The sequence below is a fragment of the Streptomyces sp. NPDC046985 genome (genome assembly GCF_040644415.1).
GTDB lineage: Bacteria > Actinomycetota > Actinomycetes > Streptomycetales > Streptomycetaceae > Streptomyces.
In genome coordinates this window covers 452,213-477,637 of record NZ_JBEYWK010000001.1, presented here as the reverse complement: position 1 = coordinate 477,637, position 25,425 = coordinate 452,213, and the positions used below count along the sequence as shown (strand labels likewise).

Here is a 25,425-nt window from a genome sequence, read left to right as displayed (position 1 = left end):
GGGGCAGGGGACAGAGCGGACGGGGGCGGGTCGGCGCCGCGCCGGTTCAGACCTCGGACGGGGCCGAGGGCCGGGCCGCCGGGCGGTCGGAACTCTCCGGCGCCGGGCAATCAGTACTCTCCGGCCACGGGCGGTCGGGACTCTCCGGCGGCGGGCAATCAGGACTCTCTGGCACCGGGCGGTCGGGACTCTCCGGCGCCGGGCGGTCGGCGCCCTCCCGCGCCGGGCGGGGCCGGGCGCGGGCGAGCAGCGCCGCCGTGCCGAGTCCGGCCAGCGAGCCGGACACCTCGGCGAGCGTGCAGGCCATCCGGCTGACGACGACTACCGTGACGGTCTGCTCGGTGGTCAGCACCGGGGCGAGCGCCAGGGTCAGCACCACCTCGCGCACCCCGGCGCCGTCCGGGACGACCAGCACGAGCATCCCGGCCGCGGAGGCGAGGGAGAAGCCGCCGACGCACAGCAGCGCAGTGTGGACGTCGGGCGGGCCGTCGACGGCGGCCACGATGAGCACCAGGTGGAGGCCGCCGACCGCCCAGGACACGATCTGGACGACGATCGAGCGACGCAGCAGCGACTCGGTCAGGGGCGTGCGCGGCGGCGGCCGGCGCAGCACCCGGGCGATCGTCTCGGCCAGCCGCAGCACCAGCCGGGGCCGGTGCAGCAGCACGCCGAGCACGACCAGGCCGAGGGCGAGCACCACGGCGGAGTGGTCCGTCACGGCCGGGGCCGCGGCGAGTCCCACCACCCCCGCGGTGAGCAGCACCAGCGCCGAGTTCAGCGCGTACGCGGCGAGCATGCGGGCCGCGGGCACACCGCTCGCGCGCCCGGTGTGGACGCTCGCGAGGCCGCTCCAGAACGGTCCGGGGAGGTACTTGCCGAGCATCGCGGCGCCGTAGACGCGCATCGTCGGGCCGGGGCCCAGGGGATGGCCGAGGCCGCTGAGCAGGCTGCGCCAGGCCGCCATGCCGAGGGTCAGGCCGACCAGGTCGAGCGCGGCGGCGCCGGCGAGCACGGCGGGCGCGTCGCCGCGGGAGAGGAACGCCGTGACGCCGCCCGCGGAGTCGCCCAGCGCCCGGTACATGCCGTAGCAGGCGGCCGCGACGAACGCCGTGATCAGCGCCGCGCGCAGGACCCTGCGGCGGGGGCGGGGGGTCATCCGGTCTCACCGCTCAGCGCCGGGTCCGGACGGCGGCGGGCCGTCGGCGTGCCGAAGTCGGTGAAGACCATCCGGACGACGCCCCACAGGGCGCCCAGACCGATGCTCATGTTGACCAGCAGGTGGCACAGCAGGAAGAACGGCAGGAACCGCAGGCCGCGATGGCGGCGGACCACGCCGATCAGGCCCGGGTCGGAGACGGCGAAGCCGGCCAGCGCGGCGAGCGGGACCAGCGCCCACCAGGAGCCCGTGGCGGCCAGCGGCAGCGTGAGGAGCGCGAGCATCGCCGAGGCGACCCCGCCCGTGGTGTTGACGCGCAGCGCCCCCTCCTTGCGGCGGTGGGCGGCGCCGAACGGCACCAGGAACTGCGACCGGCGGAAGGACTCGCGCAGCATGCGGCCCATCCGGTGCTCCTCGTCGTGCCAGGCGACGATCCGGTCGGTCAGCAGGATGCGGTAGCGGGCGGAGAGCCGGTCGCTGTACTCCACGTCCTCGGCGTCGCGGAGCGTGGTGTCGAAGCCGCCCACCTCGACGAAGACCCGGCGCGGCATCGCGGTGGCGACGAAGATGACGGTGGAGGTCTCGCCCAGCGCCTTCGTCCTCCAGTGGTGCGCGTGCAGGGTGCGGTACCACTCGACGGGACCGTCGTCGACGAGCGGCTGCGGGGCGAACACGCCGTGCACGCAGCCGAGTCCGGGGTCCTCGGTCAGCAGGCGGACCGCCTGCCGCACGGCGTCCGGGGCGATCGTCTCGTCGGAGTCGAGGAAGAAGAGGACGTCGCCGCTGCTGGCCGCCACGGCGGCGTTGCGGGCGGCGGAGACACCGCCGTTGGGGGTGAGGTGCAGCACGGTGCAGGGGAACTCGGCGGCGATCTCGCGGGACGCGTCCGTGCTGTCGTCGTCGGCCACGATCACCTCGTGCAGAGGGTAGTCCTGGTCGAAGACGGACTGGAGGCACAGCCGCAGGGTCTTGGCGTAGTTGTAGTTGGGGATGACGACCGAGACGGTGGGTTGCACGAAGCCGGGCCTTTCGGTTCAGCGGTCCGCGGGTCGCGGTACGACGGACGGACGGGTCGTCAGACGGTGAACGACATGACCTGCGCGCGATGGTCGGAGATGTCGCCCATCGGGTCGATGCGGTAGTGGTCGGCGGTGATGCCGCCGCGGGTGAAGGCCCAGTCGAGCCGCCACAGCGGGGCGCCGAGCAGGCTCCAGGTGCCCGGGTAGAGGCTGTCCCCGGCGTCGGCGGCGTCCCGGCCCATGCCGCGCAGGGTCCGGAGATCGCCCATGACGGGGCTGGTGTTGAAGTCGCCGGCCACCACGGTGGGCAGGCCGTTGTCCCGCAGTTCGTCCGCGAGGCCCGCGAACTGGCTCTGCCGGGCGCGGTCGTTGGCGCGCATCATCCGGTACAGCCTGCTGCCCAGGGGATTGAGGCCGACGTTGATCTGGACCGGGACGTGCACGTTGTACAGGGACACGGTCCGGCCGTGCACCCGGACGTCGGTGCGCAGCACCTTCTCCTCGTCGAACGCGGTCTGCCAGGGCGTGTGCGCGTTCTCCACGGCCGCGCCGGGCCCGACGCTGTGCGCGGCCACGACCGGGAGCCGGGACAGGGTGACCAGCTCGCCCCGGACGAAGACGCGGTATCCGGGGAAGGAGCGGTGCAGCGCGGCGAGTTCGTCGACGGGCTGGGCGGTCGCCCCGTCGTCGTACGTGGTGATGTACTCCTGGAGCAGGTACACGTCGGCGTGCTGGGCCCGGATCGTGCGGAAGAACCGCGTCCGGTCGGCGCCTGCCCCCCAGTACCGGGTGTTCCAGGAGACGACGCGGAGATCGGGGGCGCCGGCGGGGGAGTCGTGGAAGAGCACGCCCCACTGGAGGCCGGTGGAGTTCCACGCCAGGGCGAGGGAGAGCGCGGCGGCGGCGACGGCCGTGAAGGTGACCCGGCGCGCGGGCGCCGACCGCCGCAGCCGCCCGGCCACGGCGAGGACAGCCAGCAGCAGCGGCACGGCCAGATAGGCGATCGGCGGGGCCAGGTCCGGCACGAGCATCGGCCACCAGCGGCCGGACAGCGCCAGATGGACCAGGACGAAGGCCAGCCAGAGCACGGCGGCCGCCCGGGTCCACCGCACGCGGCGCAGCCGCCGGGCCGTGCGCCGGACCCGTCCGGGGCGTCCGGCGCCGGCGTCCGGCGGACCCGGGGCGCCGGGCGGGGGCGCCTCGGGCGCGGCGGCGCCCTCGGCCGGTCCGGCGGCGGCGTTCTCGGTCGCGTGCTCGGTCACGGCACGACCACCTCGCCGGTCTCCTCCCTCGACTCGCTGCGGACCGCCGTCGCGCCCGGCCCCGTCCCCGCCGTCGCGCCCTGCGCCGTGCCGCCCGTCCGGTCGGCCGCGGGCTGCTCGCGGTCGTACAGGCGGCGGAAGCGCGGCGAGAGCAGCCAGTGCACCGCGCCGAAGAGGACGGCGGCGGCCACGGTGACGTTGAAGACCAGCAGCACCCCGAAGAAGGCGGGCAGGAAGAGCAGGCCCTTGCGCCGCGCGACGAAGGCGTACATGCCCAGGTCGCAGACGACGACCGCGGAGAACGCGGCGGCCGGCAGCAGCCAGCCGAGCGGGCCCAGCGCGAGCGGGGCGAACAGCAGCAGCACGGCGAGCAGGCCGAGCAGCGCGGCCCAGGAGCGCGCCATCGTCTCGAAGCCCTCGGCGTGCCGCCGCCGCTGCGCGTAGAGGGGGACGCGCAGCCGCCCGCGCACGAACATCTTGCGGACCAGGGCGAGCAGTTCGTGGTCGTCGTCGTGGGCGCCGCGCATGCGGTCGGTGAGCCGGATCTCGTACTTCTGGGAGAGCCGCTCGCCGAAGTCGACCTCCTCGGTCTGCCGCAGCCTCGGGTTGAAGCCGCCGATCTCGTGGAACACCGCGGTGCGCATCGCGCAGATGGCGGAGATGAGGAAGCTGACCGAGCCCGCGGAGTCGTAGCGCCAGTAGTACGCCTGGAGGCAGCGGGCCTCCTCCACCAGGCTGTCCCGGATGAGGGGTTCGGGCTCGTACATGCCGCAGACCGCGCCCAGCGAGGGCTCGGCGAGGAGCTGGTCCACCGCCTCGGTGATCGCGCCCTGGGCGAGGGCGACGTCGGAGTCGAGGAACATCAGGATCTCGCCGGAGGCGTGGGCGACGCCGAGGTTGCGGGCGACCGCGGAGCCGCCGTTGGCGGGCGTGCTCAGCACGGTGACGCCGGGGACGGCGCGCGCCGTCGCCAGCGAGTCGTCGGTGCTGCAGTCGTCGACGACGATGATCTCCTTGTGCGGGTAGTCCTGTGCGAGCGCGGACCGGATGGACAGGCCCAGGGTGCGCGAGTAGTTGTAGTTCGGGATGATCACGGACACCAGAGGTGCGCCGGTCATGGCGGTGCCTTTCTCAGAGCGGGCGGGCGTCGGTGCGGTGCGGGCGGTCCGCGGGCGGCCGGGACGCGCGGTGGGCCGGCGCCGTCCGGCCGCGCGGCGACGGCGGTCGGCGGGGTCCGGGCCGGGTCACGCCGGGGAGGGCAGCAGCACGATCAGAACGGCCCACAGCAGTCCTACGGCGATGAGCACCCGGTCGCCGAGCAGCAGCCGGACCGGATCGCCGCCGCCGCCGTGGACGAGGACGACCTGGAGGTACCGGAACAGCGCGAAGATCGCGCACGGCACGGTCACCAGGGTCAGCGCGACGGCGGCCGCGTGGGACGGCGGCGCGAACAGGTGGACGACGTAGATCATCACCGACAGGCTGGCGCTGACCACCACCATGTAGTCGAGCAACTGGGTCGTGTACCCGGCCAGGGCGGGGCGGTGGGCGCCTCCGGCCTCGCTCAGCTCGCGTCGGCGCTTGCCGAGGGCGAGCACCAGGCACAGCGTGAAGACGCACATCAGCAGCCAGGGGGACGGCGTCTGACCGGGCGCCAGGCAGCCTTCCAGGGCGCGCAGCACGAACCCGCCGGCGACGGCGAAGACGTCGACGATGGGCAGGTGCTTGAGGCGGAAGCTGTAGGCGACGTTCAGGGCGAGGTAGGCCGCCACGGGCCAGTACCGGTCCACGCCGCCCAGCAGGATGCCCGCGCCCTGGAGCACCGCCAGCACGGCGAGGGCCGCGCACGCGGTCCGCACGCTCACCTCGCCCGCCGCGATCGGGCGGCGGCGCTTGACCGGGTGCAGCCGGTCGCGTTCGCGGTCCACCAGGTCGTTGAGGACGTACACGAAGACGGAGGCGGCGATGAACAGGCCGGTCGCCGCGGCCACCGCGCGCACGGCCGCGGGGGTCACCGGCCCGATGAGCAGGGACGGCAGCGCGACGACGAAGACGTTCTTCACCCAGTGCTTGGGCCGGGCGAGCGCGACCAGGGCGTGCACCGGCCCTCGCCGGGGCGTCAGCGGATCGGGAGGCAGGGGGTGCGGCGCCGTCGTGGTCGGCGCGGAGGCCGCTGTCATGGTCGGCGCGGGCAGTGCGGAGGCCGCCGTCATGGTCGGCGCGGGCGGTGCAGAGGGCGTCGGCGCGGGCGGTGCGGCCACGGCGCCGGACGGCGGTTCGGCGGTGAGCTGTGAGCCGGTGTCGCTCACGGCGGGGGAGAGGCGGGAGGCGGGATCCGCGGCGGACATGGCTCTCCTAGGCGTGGGAGGCGCGTCGTGAACGGGGCTCCGGGCGGGCGGAGTCGCTGACCTGTGCGGTCGGGGCTGGGCCCCTCGGCTGCCGGGCCGCATCAGAACAGGGCCTTGCCCAGGGCGAGGGCGCCCTGCTTCCAGGGCGCGCGACTGGTCAGCCCGGTGGCGGCGCTCCGGGTGCGGTGATGCGCGCGCCACCAGGCGAACGTGCGCAGCAGGGCGTCCTGGTTGGAGTAGCGGGGGCGGAACCCCAGCACGTCGGCGGCGCGTTCGGTGGAGACGTAGCTGTCCACCTGGAGCTTGTGCAGGAGCCGGCCGTAGACCGGGGACAGTCCGGTCCGGCTGAGCGCCTTCAGCACGGCGACGGCGGGGGCCGTCGGCAGGGCCACCACGCGCTTGCCGTGGCCCGCCGCGTCGAGCACGGACTGGAAGTCCTCGCGCAGCGTACGGAATTCGGTGGCCGCGATGTTGAACGCGTCGTTGACGGCGTCGTCGTCGGGGTGCTCGGCCGCGGCGACCACCGCCTCGACCAGGTCGTCCACGTCGAGCATCTGCGAGAGCACGTCGCCGCCGCCGAGCATGGGGAAGTGATGGCCCTCGTGCGCCCACTCGAAGAGCATGGCGAACAGGCCGAGCCGCCCGGGACCGACGAAGGTCTTGGCCCGCAGCGCCGGAATCACCATGCCCTGGGCGCGGAACTCGGCGACGACCCGCTCCGCGTCCGCCTTCGAGCGGCTGTAGGGGTCGCAGGGCCCCGGCGGGTGCTCCTCGGGCGTCGGCACCGTCTTCGGCACGCCGTACACGGCCGCGGAGGACAGGTGGACGACGCGCGGCACGTCCGCGTCCCGGCAGCCGTCGAGCAGGGTGCGGGCCCCGGTCACGTTGACGGAGCGGATCTGCTGTTCGGGGTAGGTGGGCAGCGCGGTCGCGCTGTGCACGACCAGGGAAGCGCCCTGGACGGCCTTGCCGACGACCGCGGCGTCGCGGATGTCGCCCCGGATCCACTCGACGTCCGGGTGCGCGGCGGCGGGCGGGGCGACGTCGAGCCCGACGACCTGCCGGCCGTCCCGGACGAAGCGGTCGACCAGGGCGGCGCCGAGCATGCCCGCGGCGCCGGTCACCACGACGCGGCTCATCGCGCGCCTTCGGGGGCCTGCGAGTCGGCGGGCAGGTGCTTCGCGGGGTCCGCCGGCCGTCCTCGGCTCGGGGCCGGGGCCGCGGATCCACACTGGCTGAGCATGAAACACCTCTTTACGTGACGGTGTGGTGCTGCGTGGGGGAGCGGTCAGGGGCGGGAGCTTTCCGGCACGCACGGCCTCGTCGCCGTGGGAGAAGGACTCCTCGCGTCCGCCGCGAGGGCGGGAGGGCGGAAGGCGGACGTCGCGTCGGACGGCGGCGCCCGGTCCGCGCCGTCCGGCCGGACTTCTGCCGGGGCGGCGGTGTGCGCGTCGTCGCGCACAGGCAGGCGGAAAGCCGTGCGGGGCACGTCCCGGTCGCGCTGTTCCTCGCTCGGTCTACTGGTCTGCGGCAACGGGACGTCCGCGTGAGCCGACCGGGTGGGACCGGCCGATCGGAGCGGTGCGCGGCACGACGCTCCGGGCTCACGTGACGGGGCGCTGGACTACCGCCCGGACGTCACAGGGCGGGCTGCGGACCGCCCGCGGGACGGCCGCCCCAGGCGGTGTCGGAAACAGGGAATTCGCTCTGCGGTCCGCAGAGTGCACACAGCATGGAGCCCCCTCGTTTGACTGATCTGCTCAGATCATGGTCTCCACGTCGAGTGAATGTACAGTGATGTCGACTGCATGAAGATGCATGCAGTAAATCCCCTCGCCGGAATGAGGAAAATGCCAGCACAGGATTCACAGGACGGGACTCTCGGACGCATCGAGACGCAGGTATACGAACGGGTTCGGCGCGGGGGCGGCGTCGACGGACGAAGCGCGGCTCGGGAACTCGGCATGCCGGTGTCGGATGTGGAGGAAGCCCTCAAGGATTTACAGGCACTTCATCTGCTGCGCACTGCGGGCGCCCCCGACACCGGTTCCGGCGGCCAGGACGCCCCGTCCGGCGGCCTGGCCGGGGACGCGCGGATGGAGGCGGTCCCCGTCGAGCTGGCCTTCACGCTGCTCTCCGGGGACGTGGAGCACTCGCTCCGGGAGGCCCTGGACTCGCTGGGCGAGGCCCGGCGCAGCGTGGCCGGGCTGCGCGCGGTGTCCCAGACGCTGACCACGGAGGTCGGGGACGGCGACGGACCGCTCCGCATTCCGGACACCGGCACGGTCAACGAACTGATCGAGAAGGCCACCGCGGCCTGCGTGCGGGAGGTGCTGACCTGTCAGCCCGGCGGAAGCCGGCCGTCCCATCTGCTGGCGGAGGCGGCCGACCGCGACCTGGCCATGCTGGACCGGGGGGTGCGGATGAAGATCCTCTACCAGCACGCCGCGCGCCGGGATCGGCCCACCCGGGCATACGTGGAGAAGAGCAGGGAAAAGGGTGCGGAGGTCCGCACCCTTTCCGATCTTCCGCCCCGCTTCATCTCGTTCGACCGCACCATCGCGTTCCTCGCGCAGAGCGACGGAACGGACGGCGCGACCGTGGTGACCCAGCCTTTGGTGGTGCGTTTCCTCTGCGGTGTGTTCGACACGGCGTGGACGCACGCGACTCCTTTCCCGGCAGGCGGGAGCAACGGCGTCCTGACCGAGGACATCCAGAGATCCATCGTCAGAATGCTGGCCGACGGCATGCGCGACGACATGATCGCGCGGCGCCTCGCCATATCGCTGCGCACCTGCCGGAAACACATATCCGAGATCATGCAGCGCTTCGATTCCGAGACGCGTTTCCAGGCGGGATTCAGAATTCGGGAATCCGTCGACGCGGAAGCTCTGGAATTCCCGTACGCGCGGTAGGCGGCGGTCGGCGCGGGTTGCGCGGCCCGCGCGTTTTACGCGGTGTGCTGGCGTGCCGCGGCCTCGGGGGAGGGGGAGTCCTTGATCGTGGGAGCGGTCCGGAACAGAGTGGGAGCGCTCCCGTGATCATGGGAGCGCTCCCGTCATCAGTGGGGGTGGGTGTGCGAGGGGTGGGGGGCTTGGGGGTGCTGTGGGGGTGCTGCGTGGGCGGCTCGGCTTAGGCCGCCCGTCTTCGGCTCCCGTCGCGGCCTTCGGCGCCCGGGGCCCCGGCACTCGGCCCGGCACACGCCCCCGGCGCCCGGCTTCGCCCCAGGGCCGGCCCACTCGGACGACCGCCGGGGTGCGGCGCATATGCCTGAAGCATTTGCGGTACGGAGGTGCGGGACGCCGACGGCGCGCGGGTTGGCTTATCCTTCCCGCCTCACCGTCTCCTCCACGAGGCGGCCGGACCTTTCACCCGCCACGGTCGCTTTTCTCCGCAGTCGTCAAAGCGGAAATCATCACGCTTTCTTGCGCCGTGTCAGAAGCGATGTCTCTGCACTGAGTCCCACTGAGTCCCCCTCATGCGTCACTCCGCACGAAAAGGAGTGCCGAGGGGAGCCGTGAATTCTCTCAGCCCGCGCTCGCTCGACTTCCGTCCCGTCGCCCTTTCTTCGTCGTACGGCAAAGGGCTGTAGATCTTCAGCGCTCGTGCCGGAGGGCGGCTCAGGGCGGCCCGTTAATGCTCGCGGCCTGCTCAAACGTTCCCGTAAGGCGCTCAGTTGAGAGTTTGAAGCGGTTGCAGACCGCACCTGTCGGCGGGATGAACGATCGCGGTACCGATTCCCGCCCCCGCTCTCTTCCTCCCCTTGCGTCTCCCCCTTCCCCTCTCTCGGGTGTTGTTTGACGCCTCTCGGTTCCGGCGGCAATTCGGCCAATCTGTCGCGTGTGACGTTGGGCACAGCTCCTGACGTGCGGCGGCTTTGTCGGCTTTTTCGCCCGTGGATCGCCGCGATGAGCGTCGTCGATCCTCTGAAATGTCCGCAGCGTTGATTTCTTGTTACCTTCCCGTTCCGCGAGTTCGCCCGGACTGGCTGAAAACGCCTTACGGAGGCCCTTGACGGCGGCATGTGCCTTTCTTCGATTCGGCGTTCCCCGCCTCCTGCGACGACGGCTCGCCCGCCGTTCGGAGGCGTGCCGCCGGAACGGCCGCGACCGGGGCGGCGGACCCTCGTGCGGCGGCGGCCGAGGCGGCGGACGGCGCCCCCGGCGACCGGGCGAAAGGCCGCGGTGGCCTGCGCGAGCCCTGCGCGGCGGCCGTGTGCCGGAGGCGCACCCGAGGCGGGTCTCGCCGGTCGGCCGCGCGGCCAGGCGGGGCGGTCCGCCGACGCCCGCGACAGCGACGGCCCGTGAGCAGGCCAAACGCTTCCGTCTCGCTTGTCAAGAGCGGTCGAATGGCACGGTTTCAAGCCAACTGGCAGGGAGCCAAGTACAGTTGGCGGCGACCGGTTGACACGCTGCCGTTGATTCGGCAACCGTCTTGGGAGCGCTCCCACAGATCATCGGCTCCCGGCCCCGCTGTCCGTCACGCTGTCTTCCCCCAGCCCGCGCATGCGCCTTGCCCGTATGCGCCTCTGCTCCTGCGCCGCCGACCATGAGACCGTCGAACCGGAAAGTGATCGCACGCATGCCTGACCGCACCTCCGCACAGCCCTTAGCTCAGCCCGGAACCACTCTCGGCACTCCCTTCGTGGAGCGCAATCTCGACCTGGTCGGCAAGATCTACCAACGCTCCGTGTATCCCGCGGCGTTCGACGTCGCCAGCGGCAAACGGCTGTCCTCGCCGCTCGTCGTGGACCTCGACCCCACGACCGTGTGCGACCTCGCCTGCCCGGAGTGCATCAGCTCCCAGGTGCTGCACCACGGCCAGATAGGCCAGGACCGCATCGTCCGCCTGGCCCACGAGCTGGCCGAGTCGGACGTCCGCGCGGTGATCCTCATCGGCGGCGGCGAGCCGCTGCTGCACCGCGCCATCGGGCGGATCATCGAGGTGCTGCACGGGGCCGGCATCCAGCTCGGTCTGGTCACCAACGGCACCCAGATCCACCGGCACATCGACCAGCTCGCCGGCATGCTGTCCTGGGTCCGGGTCTCGGTGGACGCCGGGAGTGCGGACACCTTCCAGGCGTTCCGCCCCAGCCGGGGCAAGCACAGCGCTTTTCCCCAGGTCATCGACAACATGCGGCTGCTCGCCTCGCGCAAGCAGGGACGGCTCGGCTACTCGTTCCTGCTCATGCAGCGCTCCGACGAGGACGGCAAGACAGCCGACAGCAACTACGGCGAGGTGTACCAGGCCGGACTGCTCGCCCGGGAGATCGGCTGCGACTACTTCGAGGTCAAGGCGATGCTGGACGAGGACCACTACACGGTCAACCAGCGGGCCGAGGACATCGAGCTGGTCGAGGAGCAGATCGCCCGGCTGCGGGAGCTGGAGGACGACTCCTTCCACATCCTGTACTCGTCCAACTGGCAGGCGGTGCGCCGCGGTTCCGACCCGGTGCAGCCGAAGGAGTACCACGCCTGCGCGGTCACCGAGCTGCGTACCACCGTCACGCCCACCGGCGTCTTCGTCTGCCCGTACCACCGGGGCAACCCCAAGGGGCGGATCGGCGACATCCAGCGGATGAGCTTCGCCGAGATGTGGTCGCAGGCCGACACCACGGTCATCGACCCCACCGAGGACTGCCGCTTCGTGTGCGCCCGGCACGGCACCAACCAGGAGATCGCGCTGCTGCCGGAACGTCCCACGCCGGTCGACCTGGTCGAGGACTTCGACCCCTTCATCTGACCGGCACGCCCGACTGGTACGCGACCGGTTCGGCCGAATGGCCGGTCTGGCCTGGCTGACCCTCCTGACCGCTTCGTCTGACGACCGAAGCCGAAGCCGAGTCACGGGGGCGGGGGCGGGCGGGGCAGCGGTCCGGCCCTCGTCCCGTGCCGGGTGTCCGCCCGTCGGCAGCCCGTCGGCCGTCCGCCCGGCGGTCGTCTCCGCGGCGCCCGTCCGCGCGGCGGTCGTCACCAGGAGCGTCGCCCCGGTCCGACCGCGTACACCGCGCACACCGCGCGCCCAGTGCCGGCGCCCACCAAGCGCCCGTGCGCTGCGCACGCCCGAACAACCCAGCGACAAGGCCAGGAGTCCACACATGCGCTTAGCCGTGATCGGAGCCGGCGCCGCGGGCCTCACCTGCGTCAAGCAGGCGCTCGCCGACGGCCACGACGTGGTCTGCTTCGAGAAGCACCAGGACCTCGGAGGGATCTGGAACGCCGCGTCCGGCGGCGCCTACGCGGGAGTCCGGATGCAGAGCTCGCGCATGAGCATGCCGTTCTCCGACCACCCGCCGACCTATGCCGCCGACTTCCCCGCCCTGAGCGAGGTGCAGGCGTATCTGCGCTCCTACGCCGAGAGGTTCGGCCTGCTCGGCGCGGTGCGGTTCGGCCACGAGGTCGTCCGGGTCGCCAAGGAGGGCGGGGAGTGGCGGGTGACGGCCCGGCAGGCGGGCGGCGCGGAGGACTCCGTGCGCGTCGACGCCGTCCTGGTCGCCAACGGGGAGCTGTGGGAACCCCGGCGCCCCGAGGGCGGCCTGCCGGCGCCCGGGACCGGGGTCCGCGTGCTCACCTCCCCGGAGTACCGGGGCCCGGACGCCTTCGCCGGGCAGCGGGTCCTCGTCGTGGGCGGCGGGGTGAGCGGCGCCGACATCGCCGCCGACCTGGCCGGCCGCGCCGCCCGGGTGGACTGGTCGGTGCGCCGCAGACAGCTCTTCCTCCCGCGCGAGATCGGCGGCGAGTACAACGACGCGCTGTTCTCCTACGCGGGCCGGGTCGCCGTAGAGGAGGTCCCGTACGCCGAGTACCTGGACTGGCTGACGGAGTGGATGCCCGCGTACATGGACATGTACCGGGCCACCGGACTGCTGCCCCGCGACGGCTTCCACGGGGCGGTGCACGTCAACGAGAAGATCGTGCCCGCGGTGCATTCCGGCGGGGTGCGCCCGGTGGCCGCCTTCGAGCGGTTCACGCCCGACGGGGAGACCGTCCTCACCGACGGGACGACCGCCCGCTACGACGCCGTGGTGCTGTGCCTCGGCTACGAGCCGCCGGACTACGGCTTCCTCGCGGACCTGCGCCGCGAGGACCTGTACGAGCATCACTTCTGGCGGCACGACCCGACGCTGGCCGTGGTCAACACCCCCGTCGACACCGAGGCGTTCGGCACCGCCTGTCCGTACTTCGAGGCGATCGGCGGCTGGGTGCTCAGCGTGCTCGGCGGCAAGACGGCGCTGCCCGGACCCGCCGAGCGCGCCGCGTGGTGCACCCGGCACATGTCCGCGCTGCACGACCGGCGTTACCTCGACTGCTGGCTGGAGACGGTGCGCCTCGGGCTGCTCAGCGGCGCGCTGCCCGATCCGGCGGTGCGCTTCCGCGCCTACTGGACCCTCGTCTCCAGCCAGGTCGACCCCGCCAACCTGCGCCCGGGACAAGAGGCGTCGCCGTCGCCCGCCGCGCACGACGACCGCCTCGACCTGGACGGCGTCCGGCACCGCGTCCTGGCCGCGCTGCCCCCCGAGACCCGGCGACGGCTGCTGACCCGCGGGGAGATCGACCCGGGCGACCTGGCGGCGGCCGAGCGGGTGCCGGCCGGACGGGAACTCGCCCCCTGGCTGCCGTACCGGCAGCGCGAGACGGGTTCCGAAGGGTCCGCGGGAGGGGCAGCGGCGTGAACGCCCCGACCGACACCGAGGGCGAGGACCGGGCGGCGGTGGGCCGTTGGCGCCTGGTCGCCGAGCCCGCGGTGCGCAACCTGATCGCCGTCACCGGCGCGATCGGGCTGGTGGGCGCCTTCGTGGTGCCCACCACCAGCCTCTTCCTGACCGAGGCGGTCGCCGCCACACCGCTGATGGTCGGCCTGTTCTTCGCCGCCCGGTCGATCGCGGAGATCGGCACGGACGTGGTGGTGGGCGCCGTCTCCGACCGGCTGCGCGACCGCCGTACGATCCTGGTGTCGACCGCGCTGCTGAACGCGGCCGGCGCGCTGTGCTACACGCTGCTGCGCGACTACTACGCGCTGCTCGTGGCAGGCATCGTCTGCTTCGGTCTGGGCGGCGCGTGCTTCGGCCAGTTGTTCGCCTACACCCGCGAACTGGCGGACAGGCGGGGCGTGGACGCTCCGTTCTTCAACGGCTTCCTGCGCTCGGTGACCTCGCTGGCCTGGGTGGTGGGGCCGCCGCTGGCCTTCTGGATGATCGCCGAGTGGTCGTTCACGGTGCTCTACACCGCGACGGCCGCCCTGTCCCTGCTGGCGGCGGTGCTGTGCCGGTGGGGGCTGCCGCGCCCCGGCGGGCCGGTCGCGGAGGGCGAGGACGGGAACGCGGAGGACGTCGCCGGGCCACCCGAGTCCGGGTCCGCCGAGTCCGCGTCCACCGCTCCCGGGTCCGCCGAGCCGCCGCCCGGACTGCTGGGCATGTTCGCCGGGGTCGGGCCGCGCACGATGATCCTCCTCGGCTCCGTCGTGCTGCTGCTCGCCGCCAACGCGATGTACCAGATCGACCTGCCGCTGTACGTCACCCGCGAGCTGAAGATGAGCGCCCAGTCCGCCGGTCTGCTGCTCGGCGTCAGCGCCGCGCTGGAGATCCCGCTGATGGTCGCGGTCGGCGCCTGGGCGGACCGGGTCGGCAAACGGCGGCTGATGATCGCGGCCACCGTCTGCGCCACCCTGTTCTTCGCCTCCCTGCCGTTCGCGCGCAACGCCCCGTTGCTGTTCGCGGTGCAGCCGCTCAACGCCGCCTGGGTGGCCGTCGCCCTGAACATCCCCGTGGTGGCGCTCCAGGACAGCCTGCCCGGCCGGCCGGGCACCGCGTCGGCGCTGTACTCCAGCGCCTTCAAGGCCGGCATGTTCCTCGGCGGCCTCGCCGTCGGCACGGTCGCCACCTGGACCGGCTACGGACAGGTCTTCTGGCTGTGCGCCGGACTGACCGCGCTGGCCGGGCTGCTCGTGCTGTTCCTCCGCTCCGACACCGCCCCCGACTCCGACACCGCCCCCGTCCGCGCCGCCGGCCCTCACCCCGAGGACGCCGACCCGGCCCACGCCGCGGACGCCGCCCAGCCCCGCGAAGGGAGAGCCGCGTGAGCACCTCGCAGCCCGCCTGCACAGTCGTCGTGCCCACCTACAACCGCACCGAACTGCTCCAGCACACCTTGGAATCCCTGTGCCGCCAGCAGCTCCCGCCCGGCGACCGCTTCGAGGTGATCGTCGCGGACGACGGCTCCGCCGACGGCACCGAAGAGGTCGTCGCCGGCTACCGCGACCGGCTCGACGTGCGCTACTTCTTCCAGCCGGACGAGGGCTACCGCGTCGCCAAGGCCCGCAACGCCGGCATCGAGCACGCCCGCGCCGACGTCTGCGTGTTCGTGGACTCCGGGGTGATCCTGCACTCCGGGGCGCTCGCCGCCCATCTCGCCGCGCACCGCGAGACGTCCGGGCCCACCGCGGTCGTCGGCTACGTCCTCTGCTTCAACGAGGGCAACGAGGACGGCCAGGAGATCCTGGACGCCGTCGACTTCGCCGACCCCGACGCCTCCTTCGCCCGGTTCACCGCGGAGCGCCGCTGGCCCGACATCCGCGAGGACTACTACGAGCGCTACGGCGAGGAGCTGGACGCGCTCACGGCGCCCTGGCTGATGTGGTGGACCTGCAACGCCTCGGCCTCCACCGCGCTGCTGCGCGCGACCGGCGGCTTCGACGAGGCGTACCGCTCCTGGGGCGCCGAGGACGTCGACCTCGGCTACCGGCTGCGCACGGCCGGCGCGCGGTTCACGCTGCGCCGCGACGCGGCCGCCCTGCACGTGCCGCACCCCAAGAGCTACGAGGCCAACATGCGCTCGGCCGCCCGCAACTACCGCTATTTCGCGGCCAAGTTCAACACCCCGGTCGCGCGCCTCGTGCCGGACAACCACTTCCACGAGATCGAGGACGTCCTCCGCTCGCGCGGACTGGCCGACGGCGAGGCGACCGAGCGCTTCGGCACGGTGGTGCGCCCCATCGACCAGGCGGACGCGGAAGACGCCGGCGCCCGCACACCCACGGAAGGCGAACCGATGACCCCGCCGCTGCTCGGCATGTGGACCTGGAAGGACCGGGAGGCGCGGCGCGACGCGCCCCGGGTGCTGGTCTTCTCGCCGCACCCCGACGACGAGGTGATCGCCTGCGGCGGCACCGTCGCCCGGCTCGCGGCCGAAGGCGCGCACGTGGGCGTGGTCTTCGCCACCGACGGGGCGATGTCCCACTCCGCCGTGCTGGGCATCCACACCGACCCCACGCCCGCGGAAGTGCGCGAGATTCGCCGCCAGGAGGCCCGTATGGCGGGCAAGGCGCTGGGGCTGCGCGAGGAGTCGGTGCGGTTCCTCGACTATCCGGACACCCAACTGGCGGACCGCCTGCCCGAGTTCCGCCGGGACGTGCTGGCGCTCCTGGGCGAGCACGAGGCGGTGACCCAGGTGTACGTGCCCCACGAGATCCGGGAGCTGAACGCCGACCACCGGCTGACCGGCGAGACGGTGGTGTCCTGCCTGGCCGAACTGGGGCTGACCCCGGACGTGTACCGGTACGTGGTGTGGGACGAGCGCACCGAGGAGGAGTTCGGCTTCGTCAACCGCAAGCCCGCCGACGGTCCCGGCACGGCGGTCGAACGGCTCGTGTCCTTCGACATCGCCGACTACGTGGCGCAGAAGCACGCCGCGTTCCGTGAACACCGCACCCAGGTCGAGCTGTTCGCCCCGGGGCAGACCCGGCCCGTCGTGCCGTGGCCGTTCCAGGAGCGGGTGTTCGCCGCGCGGACCGAGGAGTTCTGGATCACCGAGCCCGGCGGCGACGCCGACGCCCGCACCGGGCAGGACGGCCGCGCTGGGCAGGACGTCCGCGCCGGGCAGGACGGCCACACCGGGGAAGGGGAGTGACGACGACCGTGACGACCGTGACAGGCGACTCCGCGCCGACCGCAGGAGACGAGGGAGACCGCGCGCCGGACGGCACGACGGCGACGGCGACGACGGCAGCGGACGGCGGCGCCCCCCGCGCCGCCGGACTGCCCGGCCTGCGGCCGCTGACGCAGTGGCCGCGGCTGACCTCCGCGATCCCGCCCGACCCCGAGATCGAACGCCGGGTGGCCGAGATCCTCGCGCAGATGACGCTGGAGGAGAAGGTCGGCCAGATGATCCAGCCGGAGCTGGCCGAGCTGACCCGCGAGGACGTCCGCGCCTACGGCATCGGCTCCGCCCTCAACGGCGCCGGGATCTGGCCCGACGGCAAGCGCCACGCCGGCGTGCGGGACTGGATCGACGCCGTCGACGGCTTCTGGACCGCGTCCGAGGAGCACTGGCAGGACCGCCCGTTCCGCATCCCCTTCATGTGGGCCACCGACGCCGTCCACGGGCACAACAACGTGCACGGCGCCACGATCTACCCGCACAACATCGGCCTCGGCGCGGCCGGCGACCCCGACCTGGTGCGGCGCATCGGCGAGGCCACGGCCCGCGAGGTCGCCGCCACCGGCATGGACTGGATCTTCGCCCCCACCGTCACCACACCGCGCGACCGCCGCTGGGGCCGCTACTACGAGGGCTACGGCGAGGACCCGGCCCTCGTGCACGCCTACGGCCGGGCCATGGTCGAGGGCCTCCAGGGCGGCGCGGCCGCGCTGCGCACCGACGGGAAGGTGCTCGCCACCCTCAAGCACTGGATCGCGGACGGCGGCACCGAGAACGGCGGCGACCGCGGCACCGCCCGCTGCTCCGAGGACGTGCTGCGGGACGTCCACGCCCAGGGCTTCGTGGCCGGCATCGAGGCCGGCGCGCAGAGCGTGATGGTCTCCTTCAGCAGTTGGTCGGGCCCCGCCAACTACGACCACAGTCCCGACCGGGGCGAGCCGTACAACGACAAGGTGCACGGCAGCCGTTACCTGCTCACCGACGTGCTCAAGGACGCCCTCGGCTTCGACGGCATCGTCATCAGCGACTGGGACGCGCACGCCGAGGTCGCCGGCTGCTCCGCCGGGGACGCCGGATACGCGATCAACGCCGGCATGGACGTGCTGATGATCGCCGGCCGCGACGCCTGGCAGAGCGTGCACCGCACGACCGTCCAGTACGTACGGGACGGCGTCATCCCGACGGCGCGCGTCGACGACGCGGTCACCCGCGTGCTGCGGGTGAAGATGCGCGCCGGCCTGTGGGACAAGCCCCGCCCGCGCGACCGCGCCCTCGCGCACGCCGGGACGCCGGTGCTCGGCGCGCCCGAGCACCGGGCGCTGTCCCGGGAGGCCGCCCGCAAGTCCCTGGTGCTGCTGAAGAACACGCCCGGCCTGCTGCCCCTGCCCCGCACCGCGCGGGTGCTGGTCACCGGCAGCGCCGCCGACGACCTGAGCAAGCAGTGCGGCGGCTGGACGCTGACCTGGCAGGGCGACGACGTCGACCGCGCCGACCTGCCGGAGGGCGCCACCCTGGCGGACGCGATCCGCGCCGTCGTCGGCGCCGAGCGGTGCGTCGTCGACCCGGCGCTGGTGCGCGCCGATCCCGCCGACTTCGACGTGGCGGTGGTCGCCCTCGGCGAGGACTCCTACGCCGAGATGCGCGGCACCCTCAAGCCCTGGCGCTCCCTCGGCTACGCCGACCTCAAGCTCTCCTACGCCCGCGACCTGGAGGTGCTGCGCCGGCTGCACACCGCCGGACTGCCCGCCGTCAGCGTCTTCTTCACGGGCCGGCCCCTGTACTGCACCGAGGAGATCAACCTCTCGGACGCCTTCGTCGCGGCCTGGCTGCCCGGCCCGTACGCGCAGGGCGTCACCGACGTCCTCTTCGCCGCCCCGGACGGCGCCGCCGCCCACGACTTCCAGGGCCGGCTGTCGTCCTCGTGGCCGCGCACCCGGGACTCGGCGGCCGTCAACCGGATCCCGCCCCACCTGCCCGACTACCGCGTCCCCGCCGAGGAGACCGCGCCGGAGGGCCGCTGGGCCCCGCTGTTCCCGGTGGGCCACGGGCTGTCCCTGCACGACCCGGCGCCCGACGCCCCGTTGCCGCCGGACGCCTTCCAGCAGGCCCCGCCGCCGCCCCCGGCGGACGGCCCGCTCAGGATCCTGGACGCGGAGGGCAGCCCGTACCGGCTGCGCGTCGGCGGGCACAACACCTGGTCCCGCGAGGACCTCTCGCTCACCGGGCCCACCAGGTGCCTCATCGTGCACGCCGATCCCGTGCCCGCCGCGTCGGGCGCCGGGCTGCGGCTGCGCTTCACCGGCTACCCGTCCTTCGTCTACGCCGAGTCGCCCACCGGCGACCCCGCCGACCTGCGCGGCCATCTGAACGCCGGCGCTCATGTGCGGTTCCGCGTGAAGGTGCTGGAGCCGCCGTCCGCCGCGCTGCTCCTCGCCTGCCACGACGACTATCCCGCCCAGCCCGGCGTGAACCTGTCACCAGCGCTGCGCGAGGCGCCGCTGGGCGAGTGGACCACCGTCTCCGTCCCGCTCACCCGCCTGGCCGACGTCGGCATGGACCTGCGCCACGTGGACGTCCCGTTCATGCTCTACACCGAGGGCACAGCCCTGCTCGACCTCGCGGACATCGGCTGGCGCGCGCCCTGAAAGGGGGAGGGGCGGGCCTGGTTCATCGCCGGGCCCGCCCCGGCGCTCGACAAACTGTCCCCGGACACGGCAACGGACTGTCCCCGGACATGGCAAAGGGGCCCGGTGACGAACCGGGCCCCTTGCGTTGGTAGCGGGGACAGGATTTGAACCTGCGACCTCTGGGTTATGAGCCCAGCGAGCTACCGAGCTGCTCCACCCCGCGTCGGCAGTGCCTACTCTACCGCCTCGCAGAGGCGGGGCGCGCCACCGGGTCCGGAACCGGCTCCGACGGCGCACTGGACGCCTCCGCGAAGCGCTGCCACAGCCGCCGCCTGGGACACGGGCCTGCGCCGCCGCCCTCGCCTGCGCCGAGTCAGCCGTCGGCGAGGCGTTGGATGGTGTCGCCCAGCCAGCTCTGGAGGGCGGCGGGGTCGCCGAGTTCGGAGCGCAGGACCCGGCGGCGGGTCGAGACGCCGAGCACGAAGGCGTCGATCGCCGCCGCCCGGCTGCGGGCGTCCGCGTCGTCCACGCCGCTGTCGCGCAGGTAACGGTGCAGTGGCGCCAGCGAGTGGGAGTCGAGGAACGCGGTCAGCGCCTCCGCCGCCTCCGGCCTTTCCCCGGACGCGCGTTGCAGCACGAGCAGCGGATCCTCCCCGGGTGCGCCGAACCAGCGCTGGACGATGCTCGCCGCCAGGCGGGCGCCCAGTTCGGAGCGGTCGCCGTCGAAGGAGTCCGAGACCGGTATCTCCACCCGGGTCGCCGCCAGAAAGAGGCCGTCCTTGCCGCCGAAGTAGCGCGTGATCAGGTTCGGCGACACCTCGGCCGCATCCGCCACGCCTCTGACCGTGACGGCCGCGTATCCGTGCTGGGCGAACTGGTCTCGGGCGTGTTCCAGGATCCGTCGCCTGGTGGCGGCCGCGTTGCGCACACTCATGTATACGAGCATACACATTATGTGTACGCTGATACACATGGACGACGAGACACGAGAGCGACTCCGGCGGACGCGGCGCGTCACGACCCCGTGGAGTGACGACCACACGCGCGGCATCGGCGGCGCCCGCCTGGACGCACTGCTCGACCGCTGGGCGAACACGTACGACTGGGGCGTTCACGAGCGACGCATAGCCGCGCTCCCCTGGGCGACGGTGCAGGCAGGCGACGTCGAACTGCGAGTGATCCACCAGCGGTCCGCGCATCCCGACGCCCCGGTCGTCGTGCTGCTGCACGGCTGGCCGGACTCGGTGCTGCGGTTCGAGCGCGTCCTGCCGCTGCTCACGGACCTGCACGTGGTGGTTCCCGCGCTGCCCGGCTTCCCGTTCGCGGCCCCGCTCACCGCTCCCGGCATGTCGGCCCACCGCATCGCCGGGGTCGTCGCGGATGCTCTGGACGCGCTCGGTCACCCGCGGTACACGGTGTCCGGCGGCGACGTGGGCGCGACCGTCGCGGAGATCCTCGCGGCCGAACACCCGGACCGGGTGGCCGCCCTGCACCTCACCAACACCGCCCCGCAGCACGCGCTCACGGCGGACCCGGCGACGCTCGCGCCCGACGCGGCGGCCCACCTCCGCCGGGCGGCGCAGTGGTTCCGGACCGAGGGCGGCTACATCGCGGAGCAGTCGACGCGGCCGAACACCCTCGCCGTCGCCCTCGGCGACTCACCCGCCGGCCTCGCGGCGTGGATCGTCGAGAAGCTGGAGTCCTGGTCCGACGAGGCGGCCTTCACCCCGGACGACCTGCTGACCTGGGTCACCGCCTACTGGGTCACCGGCACGATCGGCACGTCCTTCGCCTCCTACACCGAACCGGTCGCCCTCCCCGACCGGGTCGACGCTCCCACCGTCCTGTCGGTGTTCGCGCACGACGTCAAACCGGAGCCGCGAAGCTACGCCGAGGCGTTCCTGAACGTCCGCGCCTACGTGGAACACCCCGCCGGCGGCCACTTCGCAGCCTGGGAACAGCCCGAGGCGTACGCCGAAGACCTCCGCCGTGCGGTCGAACTGGCCGACGACTGAAGCCGAGCCCTCACCGACGCGCGCTCGCCGAAGCGCTCGCCGGGACACGTGGTATGCGCACACGAAGACTTCAGAGACGTCGCGCATAGTCAGAAGCCACCGTCTCGGTGAATCTCGGTTCTGATTCTCAGTCATTCGAAGCACTCGTCAGACCGGGCTCGCGTCCAGGCCGCGGAGGCGAGCGCCGCACTGGGTCGCGTCTCACCGACGATCGAGGCGTGTCACCCCAGCGACGGTCTTCTGGGCGACCTCGACGTCGGCCTCCACTCCCTCGGGCAGGTAGACGTCCACGCGCGAGCCGAAGCGGAAGTACCAGTGGTGGGTGCGACGGCGGCGGGCTCGTGCCGCTCTGGACCGGAGATCGCAACCGGAGATCGCAGGGTCTGGCCCGGTTCGTGAGGGTGCTGCCGTGCTGCTCATCGTGTGAGGCCGGCGTCGCGGGCCAGGAGGGCGGCCTGCACTCGGTTGGTGACCTCAAGGGTGGTCAGGATGCGGCTGACGTGGGATTTGACGGTGCTCTCCCGCATGCCGAGCCGCTGCGCAACGTCGGCGTTGGTGTCGCCCTGAGCGAGCAGGGCCAAGACGTCCTGCTCGCGGGGGGTGAGAGAGGCGATGCGGCTCTGAGCATCGGCGGCGTGGGGGCGTGTGGTGCGGTGGTAGCGGTCGATGAGGCGGCGTGCGGCGGCGGGGTGGAGCATGGCGGAACCGGCGGCGACGAGGTGGACGGCGCGCAGGATCTCGGCGGGGTCGGTGTCTTTGAGGAGGAAGCCGTCGGCGCCTGCGGCCAGTGCGTCGTAGACGTACTCGTCGAGGTCGAACGTGGTCAGGGTGATGATCTTCGGCGGGTGGGGCAGGGCGCGCAGTCGTGCGGTGGCGGCGATGCCGTCCATGCGGGGCATGCGGACGTCGACGAGGGCGACGTCGACGCGGTGGGCGGTGGCCAGTTCGACGGCGTGCAGGCCGTCGGCGGCCTGGGCGACGACTTCGACGTCCTCGTCGCCGTCGAGGAGGTCGGCCAGTCCGAGGCGTACGAGGGCGTCGTCGTCGACGATCATGGCGCGGATCACAGGCGGATGCCGTTCTGCTCGGCGGTGAGGTGGGGGATGCGGGCGGTCAGACGCCAGGCGCCGGCGCCGCAGGGGCCTGCGTCGAGGCGCCCGCCGAGTGCCTCGACGCGCTCGCGCAGGCCCACCAGCCCGAAGCCGGAGGGCACCGCCTGACCGGTGCGGGCGCCGGGGGTGTTGACGACCTCGACGAGGGTGGCGGGCGGCCCGTAGTCGATGCGCACGCGAACGGCCGCGTCGGGGGCGTGCTTGCGGGCGTTGGTCAGGGCTTCCTGAGTCAGCCGCAGGACGGCGAGCCGATGCGCCGCGGGGGCCTGCTCGGGTGCGCCGTCGACAGCGGTGTCGATGCGCTGTCCCGCGCTCCTGGCCTGCTCGATCACTTCCTGCACGTCCCGCAGGACCGGCGCCGGCCCGTCGGCGCAGGCGCTGCGGCTGGTGGTGCGCAGGGCGCCGAGGACGTCGCGCAGGTCGGTCAGCGCGTCGGTGGAGGCGGTGCGCAGCAGTGCGAGGCGTTCGGCGACGGGGGCGGGCAGAGCGTCCTTTCTGGTGGCCAGGACGCCGGTGTGCAGGGCGATCAGGCTGAGCCGGTGGGCGAGCACGTCGTGCATCTCCGCGGCGATCGCGGACCGCTCGGCGACGCGTGCGGCGTCCTCGCGCAGTTCTCGTTCGATCCTCAGGTGTTCGACCTGTGCGTTCAGCGCCCGCACGAGGCGGCGCCGGTTGCCCATCCACAGACCTCCCACGACGGCCAACAACAGGAACAGGCTGGAGCCGTACTGCTGCGGCCGCCACAGGGACACCGTCGGGGGAAAGACCGCGTTCGCGGTCAGCGCGGCGACGGCGCAGGCCACGGCGGTCCGCGTATGACGGTCTGCGGCAAGGTCGAACAAGGCCAGCACCAGCAGCGGGAGCAACGGCCAGCCCCACACTCCGGCCGCGGCCGTCGCCACGGCGGGAGTGAGCAGCCAGTGGCCTCGGCGCAGCAGCAGGAGCACGCCGCACAACCCCACCACGGCGCTGCGGAGCGTGAGGTAGTGGCCGCCGGCCGTCGACGCGCCGTTCTGAACAGCGCCCAGGGTCAGCAGGGCCACCAGACCGTATCTGCCGTATGCGGCCAAACTCTGACTGTGTTCCCGAATCACCGGCAAATCGTAGGCATGCCGCGAGACCTTCCTCATCCGTCGTTCTGCCACGGTGTCCCCCTACTTTCGTAGGGGCTACAGGTCGCACAAGGGCGGATTCGCAGGGCTGTCGGCCTTCGTAGCGTCGAAGACATGGACGACTGGACTACCTCACACGACCGGGTCCTCGCGCAGCGCAACGCCGAGGGCTGGACGTTCCTCCTCGAAGCGGCCCGCGATCTGCGCACCACCGGCGCCATCGCCCCCAGCGGCCGGGTCCTGGCCCGCCTGCTCACCGACCCGGTGGCCGAGCACGGCGCACGGCCGGTGAACGTCCTGGAGGCAGGCGCGGGCACCGGCTCGGTCACCCGCGCACTCATCCCCCGCCTCGCCTGCGCCAGTCTCCTGGACGTCGTCGAGGCCAACCCCCGCTTCGCCGCCCGGCTGCGCCGCCTCGTCCGTGCCCACCCTCATCTGGCGGGCGACAGCGAACGCGTCCGCGTCCACCACGCCTTCGTGGAAGAACTCGACACCGGCCGCCGCTACGACGTGATCGTCTCCGGTCTGCCCTTCACCAACTTCACTCCCGCCCAGGTCGAGACGATCATGGACCGGTACATGAACATGCTGGAGCCCGGCGGCACGCTCACCTACTTCGCCTACCGGGGCACCCGCTACGCCCGCGCCCTGACCGCCACCCGGGCACAGGCGCGCCGTCACCGCGGCGTCGAAGAGGTCCTCGCGGACTACCAGCGCCGGTACGCCACCGGCTGCTGGACCGTGTGGGCCAACCTGCCCCCGGCGAGGGTCTGGCGTCTGCGCCGTCCCGCACCCGCGACGGCCCCGGTGACCTCGCTGACCGCCCTGGCCGGAGCAGGCCGGTGAACACGCTGACCGGCCTCGTCAGCCAGGTCCCCTCACCCGCCGCCTACGCGATCCTGGCCGCCGCGGTGCTGGCCGAGTCCGTGCTGCTGATCGGCGCGTTCGTCCCGACCCTGACCCTGCTGCTGGCCTTCGGCGCACTGGCCCGCGCCGGTGACCTGAATCTGGTCCTGATCATCGCCACCGCCTCGTGCGCGGTCGTGGCCGGGGACGCCCTCGGCCACCGCACCGGGCGCCTTCTGGGAAGCCGTCTACGGGCCGGCCGCCTCGGCCGCCGCATCCCTGCCTCCGCGTGGCAGCGGACCGAGATTCTCATGGCCCAACGCGGTGGACAGGCCGTCTTCCTCGCCCGCTTCGTCGCTGTTGTACGCACCCTGGCCCCGCATGTGGCGGGCGCGAGCGGGCTGCCCTACCGGCGCATCGCCCCCTACAGCCTGCTGGCGGCACCCCTGTGGGCCGGCGCCGAAGCCACGGTCGGCTACACCGCGGCCACCTCCCTGAAGCACGTCGTCACCCTCAGCGGACCCGCTCTCCTCGCCGCCGCCGCACTGATCGCCGGGGTCGTCCTGGCCACCGGCTGGATCCGCCGTCGCGCCCGAGCCCGCACAGGCGGCCTCCGAGGACAACCGGCGCCACGACCCCGGTCGCCTCGCGCACCTGAGCACGCCCGCCGCACCAGTCGGCCACGACTTCGGCCCGCGGTTCCGCGACCCGGACGACCAGCGGTTCTGGCGGCCCACGAGGCTCGGCGTCGCGACGGGCACGTACGGCGCGGTCGAGAATCCGGCCCGCAGCCGCGTGGACCTCGACAAGGCGATCACGCACTGGCCGGACACGCCGAAGGCCGCTGATTGTCTGGTCGCCCACCAGGTCCGTGCACACCGCGACGGGATGGAGGATCGGCTCGGCGCACTCGGCCTGGTCCTCGACCCGCTCGGCCGCTACCGCTTCCTCGCCCCCACCCCTGCCCCCGCGGGGATGGCTGGGGCGCAGGCCG

General features: G+C 73.0%; 17 protein-coding genes, 1 tRNA gene and 3 pseudogenes. 10 read left to right on the top strand and 11 right to left on the bottom strand.

Annotated features, from left to right (window positions below; genetic code table 11):
- Positions 1–46: 46 nt before the first annotated feature.
- From ABZ861_RS02045 to ABZ861_RS02020, 6 genes are all read right to left on the bottom strand, one after another.
- Positions 47–1,156 (bottom strand): lysylphosphatidylglycerol synthase domain-containing protein, encoded by a 1,110-nt coding sequence (locus ABZ861_RS02045; RefSeq protein WP_361622068.1) that lies wholly within the window; start codon positions 1,154–1,156, stop codon positions 47–49.
- Positions 1,153–2,172 carry a glycosyltransferase gene (locus tag ABZ861_RS02040; protein WP_361622065.1) on the bottom strand — a complete coding sequence of 340 codons (1,020 nt, stop codon included), beginning with the start codon at positions 2,170–2,172 and terminating at the stop codon, positions 1,153–1,155. Before ABZ861_RS02040 ends, ABZ861_RS02045 begins: the two co-directional genes overlap by 4 nt.
- A 59-nt stretch (positions 2,173–2,231) precedes the next feature.
- Positions 2,232–3,437 carry an endonuclease/exonuclease/phosphatase family protein gene (locus ABZ861_RS02035; protein WP_361622062.1) on the bottom strand — a complete coding sequence of 402 codons (1,206 nt, stop codon included), beginning with the start codon at positions 3,435–3,437 and terminating at the stop codon, positions 2,232–2,234.
- The gene (locus tag ABZ861_RS02030; RefSeq protein ID WP_361622059.1) at positions 3,434–4,555 is read right to left on the bottom strand and encodes a glycosyltransferase family 2 protein; all 1,122 of its coding nucleotides are present in this window, start codon (positions 4,553–4,555) and stop codon (positions 3,434–3,436) included. Before ABZ861_RS02030 ends, ABZ861_RS02035 begins: the two co-directional genes overlap by 4 nt.
- 126 nt (positions 4,556–4,681) lie before the next feature.
- Positions 4,682–5,785 (bottom strand): UbiA prenyltransferase family protein, encoded by a 1,104-nt coding sequence (locus ABZ861_RS02025; RefSeq protein WP_361622056.1) that lies wholly within the window; start codon positions 5,783–5,785, stop codon positions 4,682–4,684.
- 101 nt (positions 5,786–5,886) lie between these two features.
- Positions 5,887–6,924: an NAD-dependent epimerase/dehydratase family protein gene (locus tag ABZ861_RS02020; RefSeq protein ID WP_361622053.1), complete on the bottom strand. Its 1,038-nt coding sequence runs from the start codon at positions 6,922–6,924 to the stop codon at positions 5,887–5,889.
- A gap of 825 nt (positions 6,925–7,749) precedes the next feature.
- Here ABZ861_RS02020 and ABZ861_RS02015 point away from each other — a divergent pair.
- The 6 genes from ABZ861_RS02015 to ABZ861_RS01990 all read left to right on the top strand — a co-directional run bounded on the left by ABZ861_RS02015 (position 7,750) and on the right by ABZ861_RS01990 (position 19,364).
- Positions 7,750–8,700 (top strand): helix-turn-helix transcriptional regulator, encoded by a 951-nt coding sequence (locus tag ABZ861_RS02015; protein ID WP_361622050.1) that lies wholly within the window; start codon positions 7,750–7,752, stop codon positions 8,698–8,700.
- A 1,666-nt stretch (positions 8,701–10,366) separates the two neighbouring features.
- Entirely contained in the window at positions 10,367–11,527 is a 1,161-nt protein-coding gene (locus tag ABZ861_RS02010; RefSeq protein WP_361622047.1) for a radical SAM protein, read from the top strand.
- Between the two features lie 355 nt (positions 11,528–11,882).
- The gene (locus ABZ861_RS02005) at positions 11,883–13,457 is read left to right on the top strand and encodes an FAD-dependent oxidoreductase (protein ID WP_361622044.1); all 1,575 of its coding nucleotides are present in this window, start codon (positions 11,883–11,885) and stop codon (positions 13,455–13,457) included.
- Positions 13,454–14,863 (top strand): sugar efflux transporter, encoded by a 1,410-nt coding sequence (locus ABZ861_RS02000; RefSeq protein WP_361622041.1) that lies wholly within the window; start codon positions 13,454–13,456, stop codon positions 14,861–14,863. The genes ABZ861_RS02005 and ABZ861_RS02000 overlap by 4 nt, the downstream gene beginning before the upstream one ends.
- Complete coding sequence (locus ABZ861_RS01995) at positions 14,860–16,689, top strand: PIG-L family deacetylase (RefSeq protein WP_361622038.1); 1,830 nt, start codon at positions 14,860–14,862, stop codon at positions 16,687–16,689. Before ABZ861_RS02000 ends, ABZ861_RS01995 begins: the two co-directional genes overlap by 4 nt.
- An 8-nt stretch (positions 16,690–16,697) precedes the next feature.
- Positions 16,698–19,364, top strand: a complete 2,667-nt coding sequence (locus ABZ861_RS01990; protein ID WP_361622035.1) for a glycoside hydrolase family 3 N-terminal domain-containing protein — start codon at positions 16,698–16,700, stop codon at positions 19,362–19,364.
- Positions 19,365–19,492: 128 nt separating this feature from the next.
- Here ABZ861_RS01990 and ABZ861_RS01985 read toward each other — a convergent pair.
- Positions 19,493–19,569, bottom strand: a tRNA-Met gene (locus ABZ861_RS01985).
- 150 nt (positions 19,570–19,719) lie between these two features.
- Positions 19,720–20,280 carry a TetR family transcriptional regulator gene (locus ABZ861_RS01980; RefSeq protein ID WP_361622032.1) on the bottom strand — a complete coding sequence of 187 codons (561 nt, stop codon included), beginning with the start codon at positions 20,278–20,280 and terminating at the stop codon, positions 19,720–19,722.
- Positions 20,281–20,317: 37 nt separating this feature from the next.
- Here ABZ861_RS01980 and ABZ861_RS01975 point away from each other — a divergent pair, with 37 nt between their 5' ends.
- The gene (locus tag ABZ861_RS01975) at positions 20,318–21,361 is read left to right on the top strand and encodes an epoxide hydrolase (protein WP_361622029.1); all 1,044 of its coding nucleotides are present in this window, start codon (positions 20,318–20,320) and stop codon (positions 21,359–21,361) included.
- A gap of 201 nt (positions 21,362–21,562) precedes the next feature.
- Here ABZ861_RS01975 and ABZ861_RS01970 read toward each other — a convergent pair.
- From ABZ861_RS01970 to ABZ861_RS01960, 3 genes and pseudogenes are all read right to left on the bottom strand, one after another.
- A pseudogene (locus ABZ861_RS01970) lies at positions 21,563–21,667 on the bottom strand (phosphatidylserine decarboxylase family protein); the annotation flags it as partial.
- Between the two features lie 110 nt (positions 21,668–21,777).
- Positions 21,778–22,428, bottom strand: coding sequence for a response regulator transcription factor (locus tag ABZ861_RS01965; RefSeq protein WP_361622026.1), 651 nt, complete (start codon positions 22,426–22,428; stop codon positions 21,778–21,780).
- Positions 22,425–23,543, bottom strand: a complete 1,119-nt coding sequence (locus tag ABZ861_RS01960; RefSeq protein WP_361622023.1) for a histidine kinase — start codon at positions 23,541–23,543, stop codon at positions 22,425–22,427. The genes ABZ861_RS01965 and ABZ861_RS01960 overlap by 4 nt, the downstream gene beginning before the upstream one ends.
- A gap of 156 nt (positions 23,544–23,699) precedes the next feature.
- Here ABZ861_RS01960 and ABZ861_RS01955 point away from each other — a divergent pair, with 156 nt between their 5' ends.
- From ABZ861_RS01955 to ABZ861_RS01945, 3 genes and pseudogenes are all read left to right on the top strand, one after another.
- Positions 23,700–24,431 (top strand): methyltransferase domain-containing protein, encoded by a 732-nt coding sequence (locus ABZ861_RS01955; RefSeq protein ID WP_361622020.1) that lies wholly within the window; start codon positions 23,700–23,702, stop codon positions 24,429–24,431.
- Positions 24,329–24,898 (top strand): annotated as a pseudogene (locus tag ABZ861_RS01950) (DedA family protein); the annotation flags it as partial. The gene ABZ861_RS01955 and the pseudogene ABZ861_RS01950, both read left to right, overlap by 103 nt.
- A 208-nt stretch (positions 24,899–25,106) precedes the next feature.
- Positions 25,107–25,310, top strand: a pseudogene (locus tag ABZ861_RS01945) (Tn3 family transposase); the annotation flags it as partial.
- Positions 25,311–25,425 lie beyond the last annotated feature (115 nt).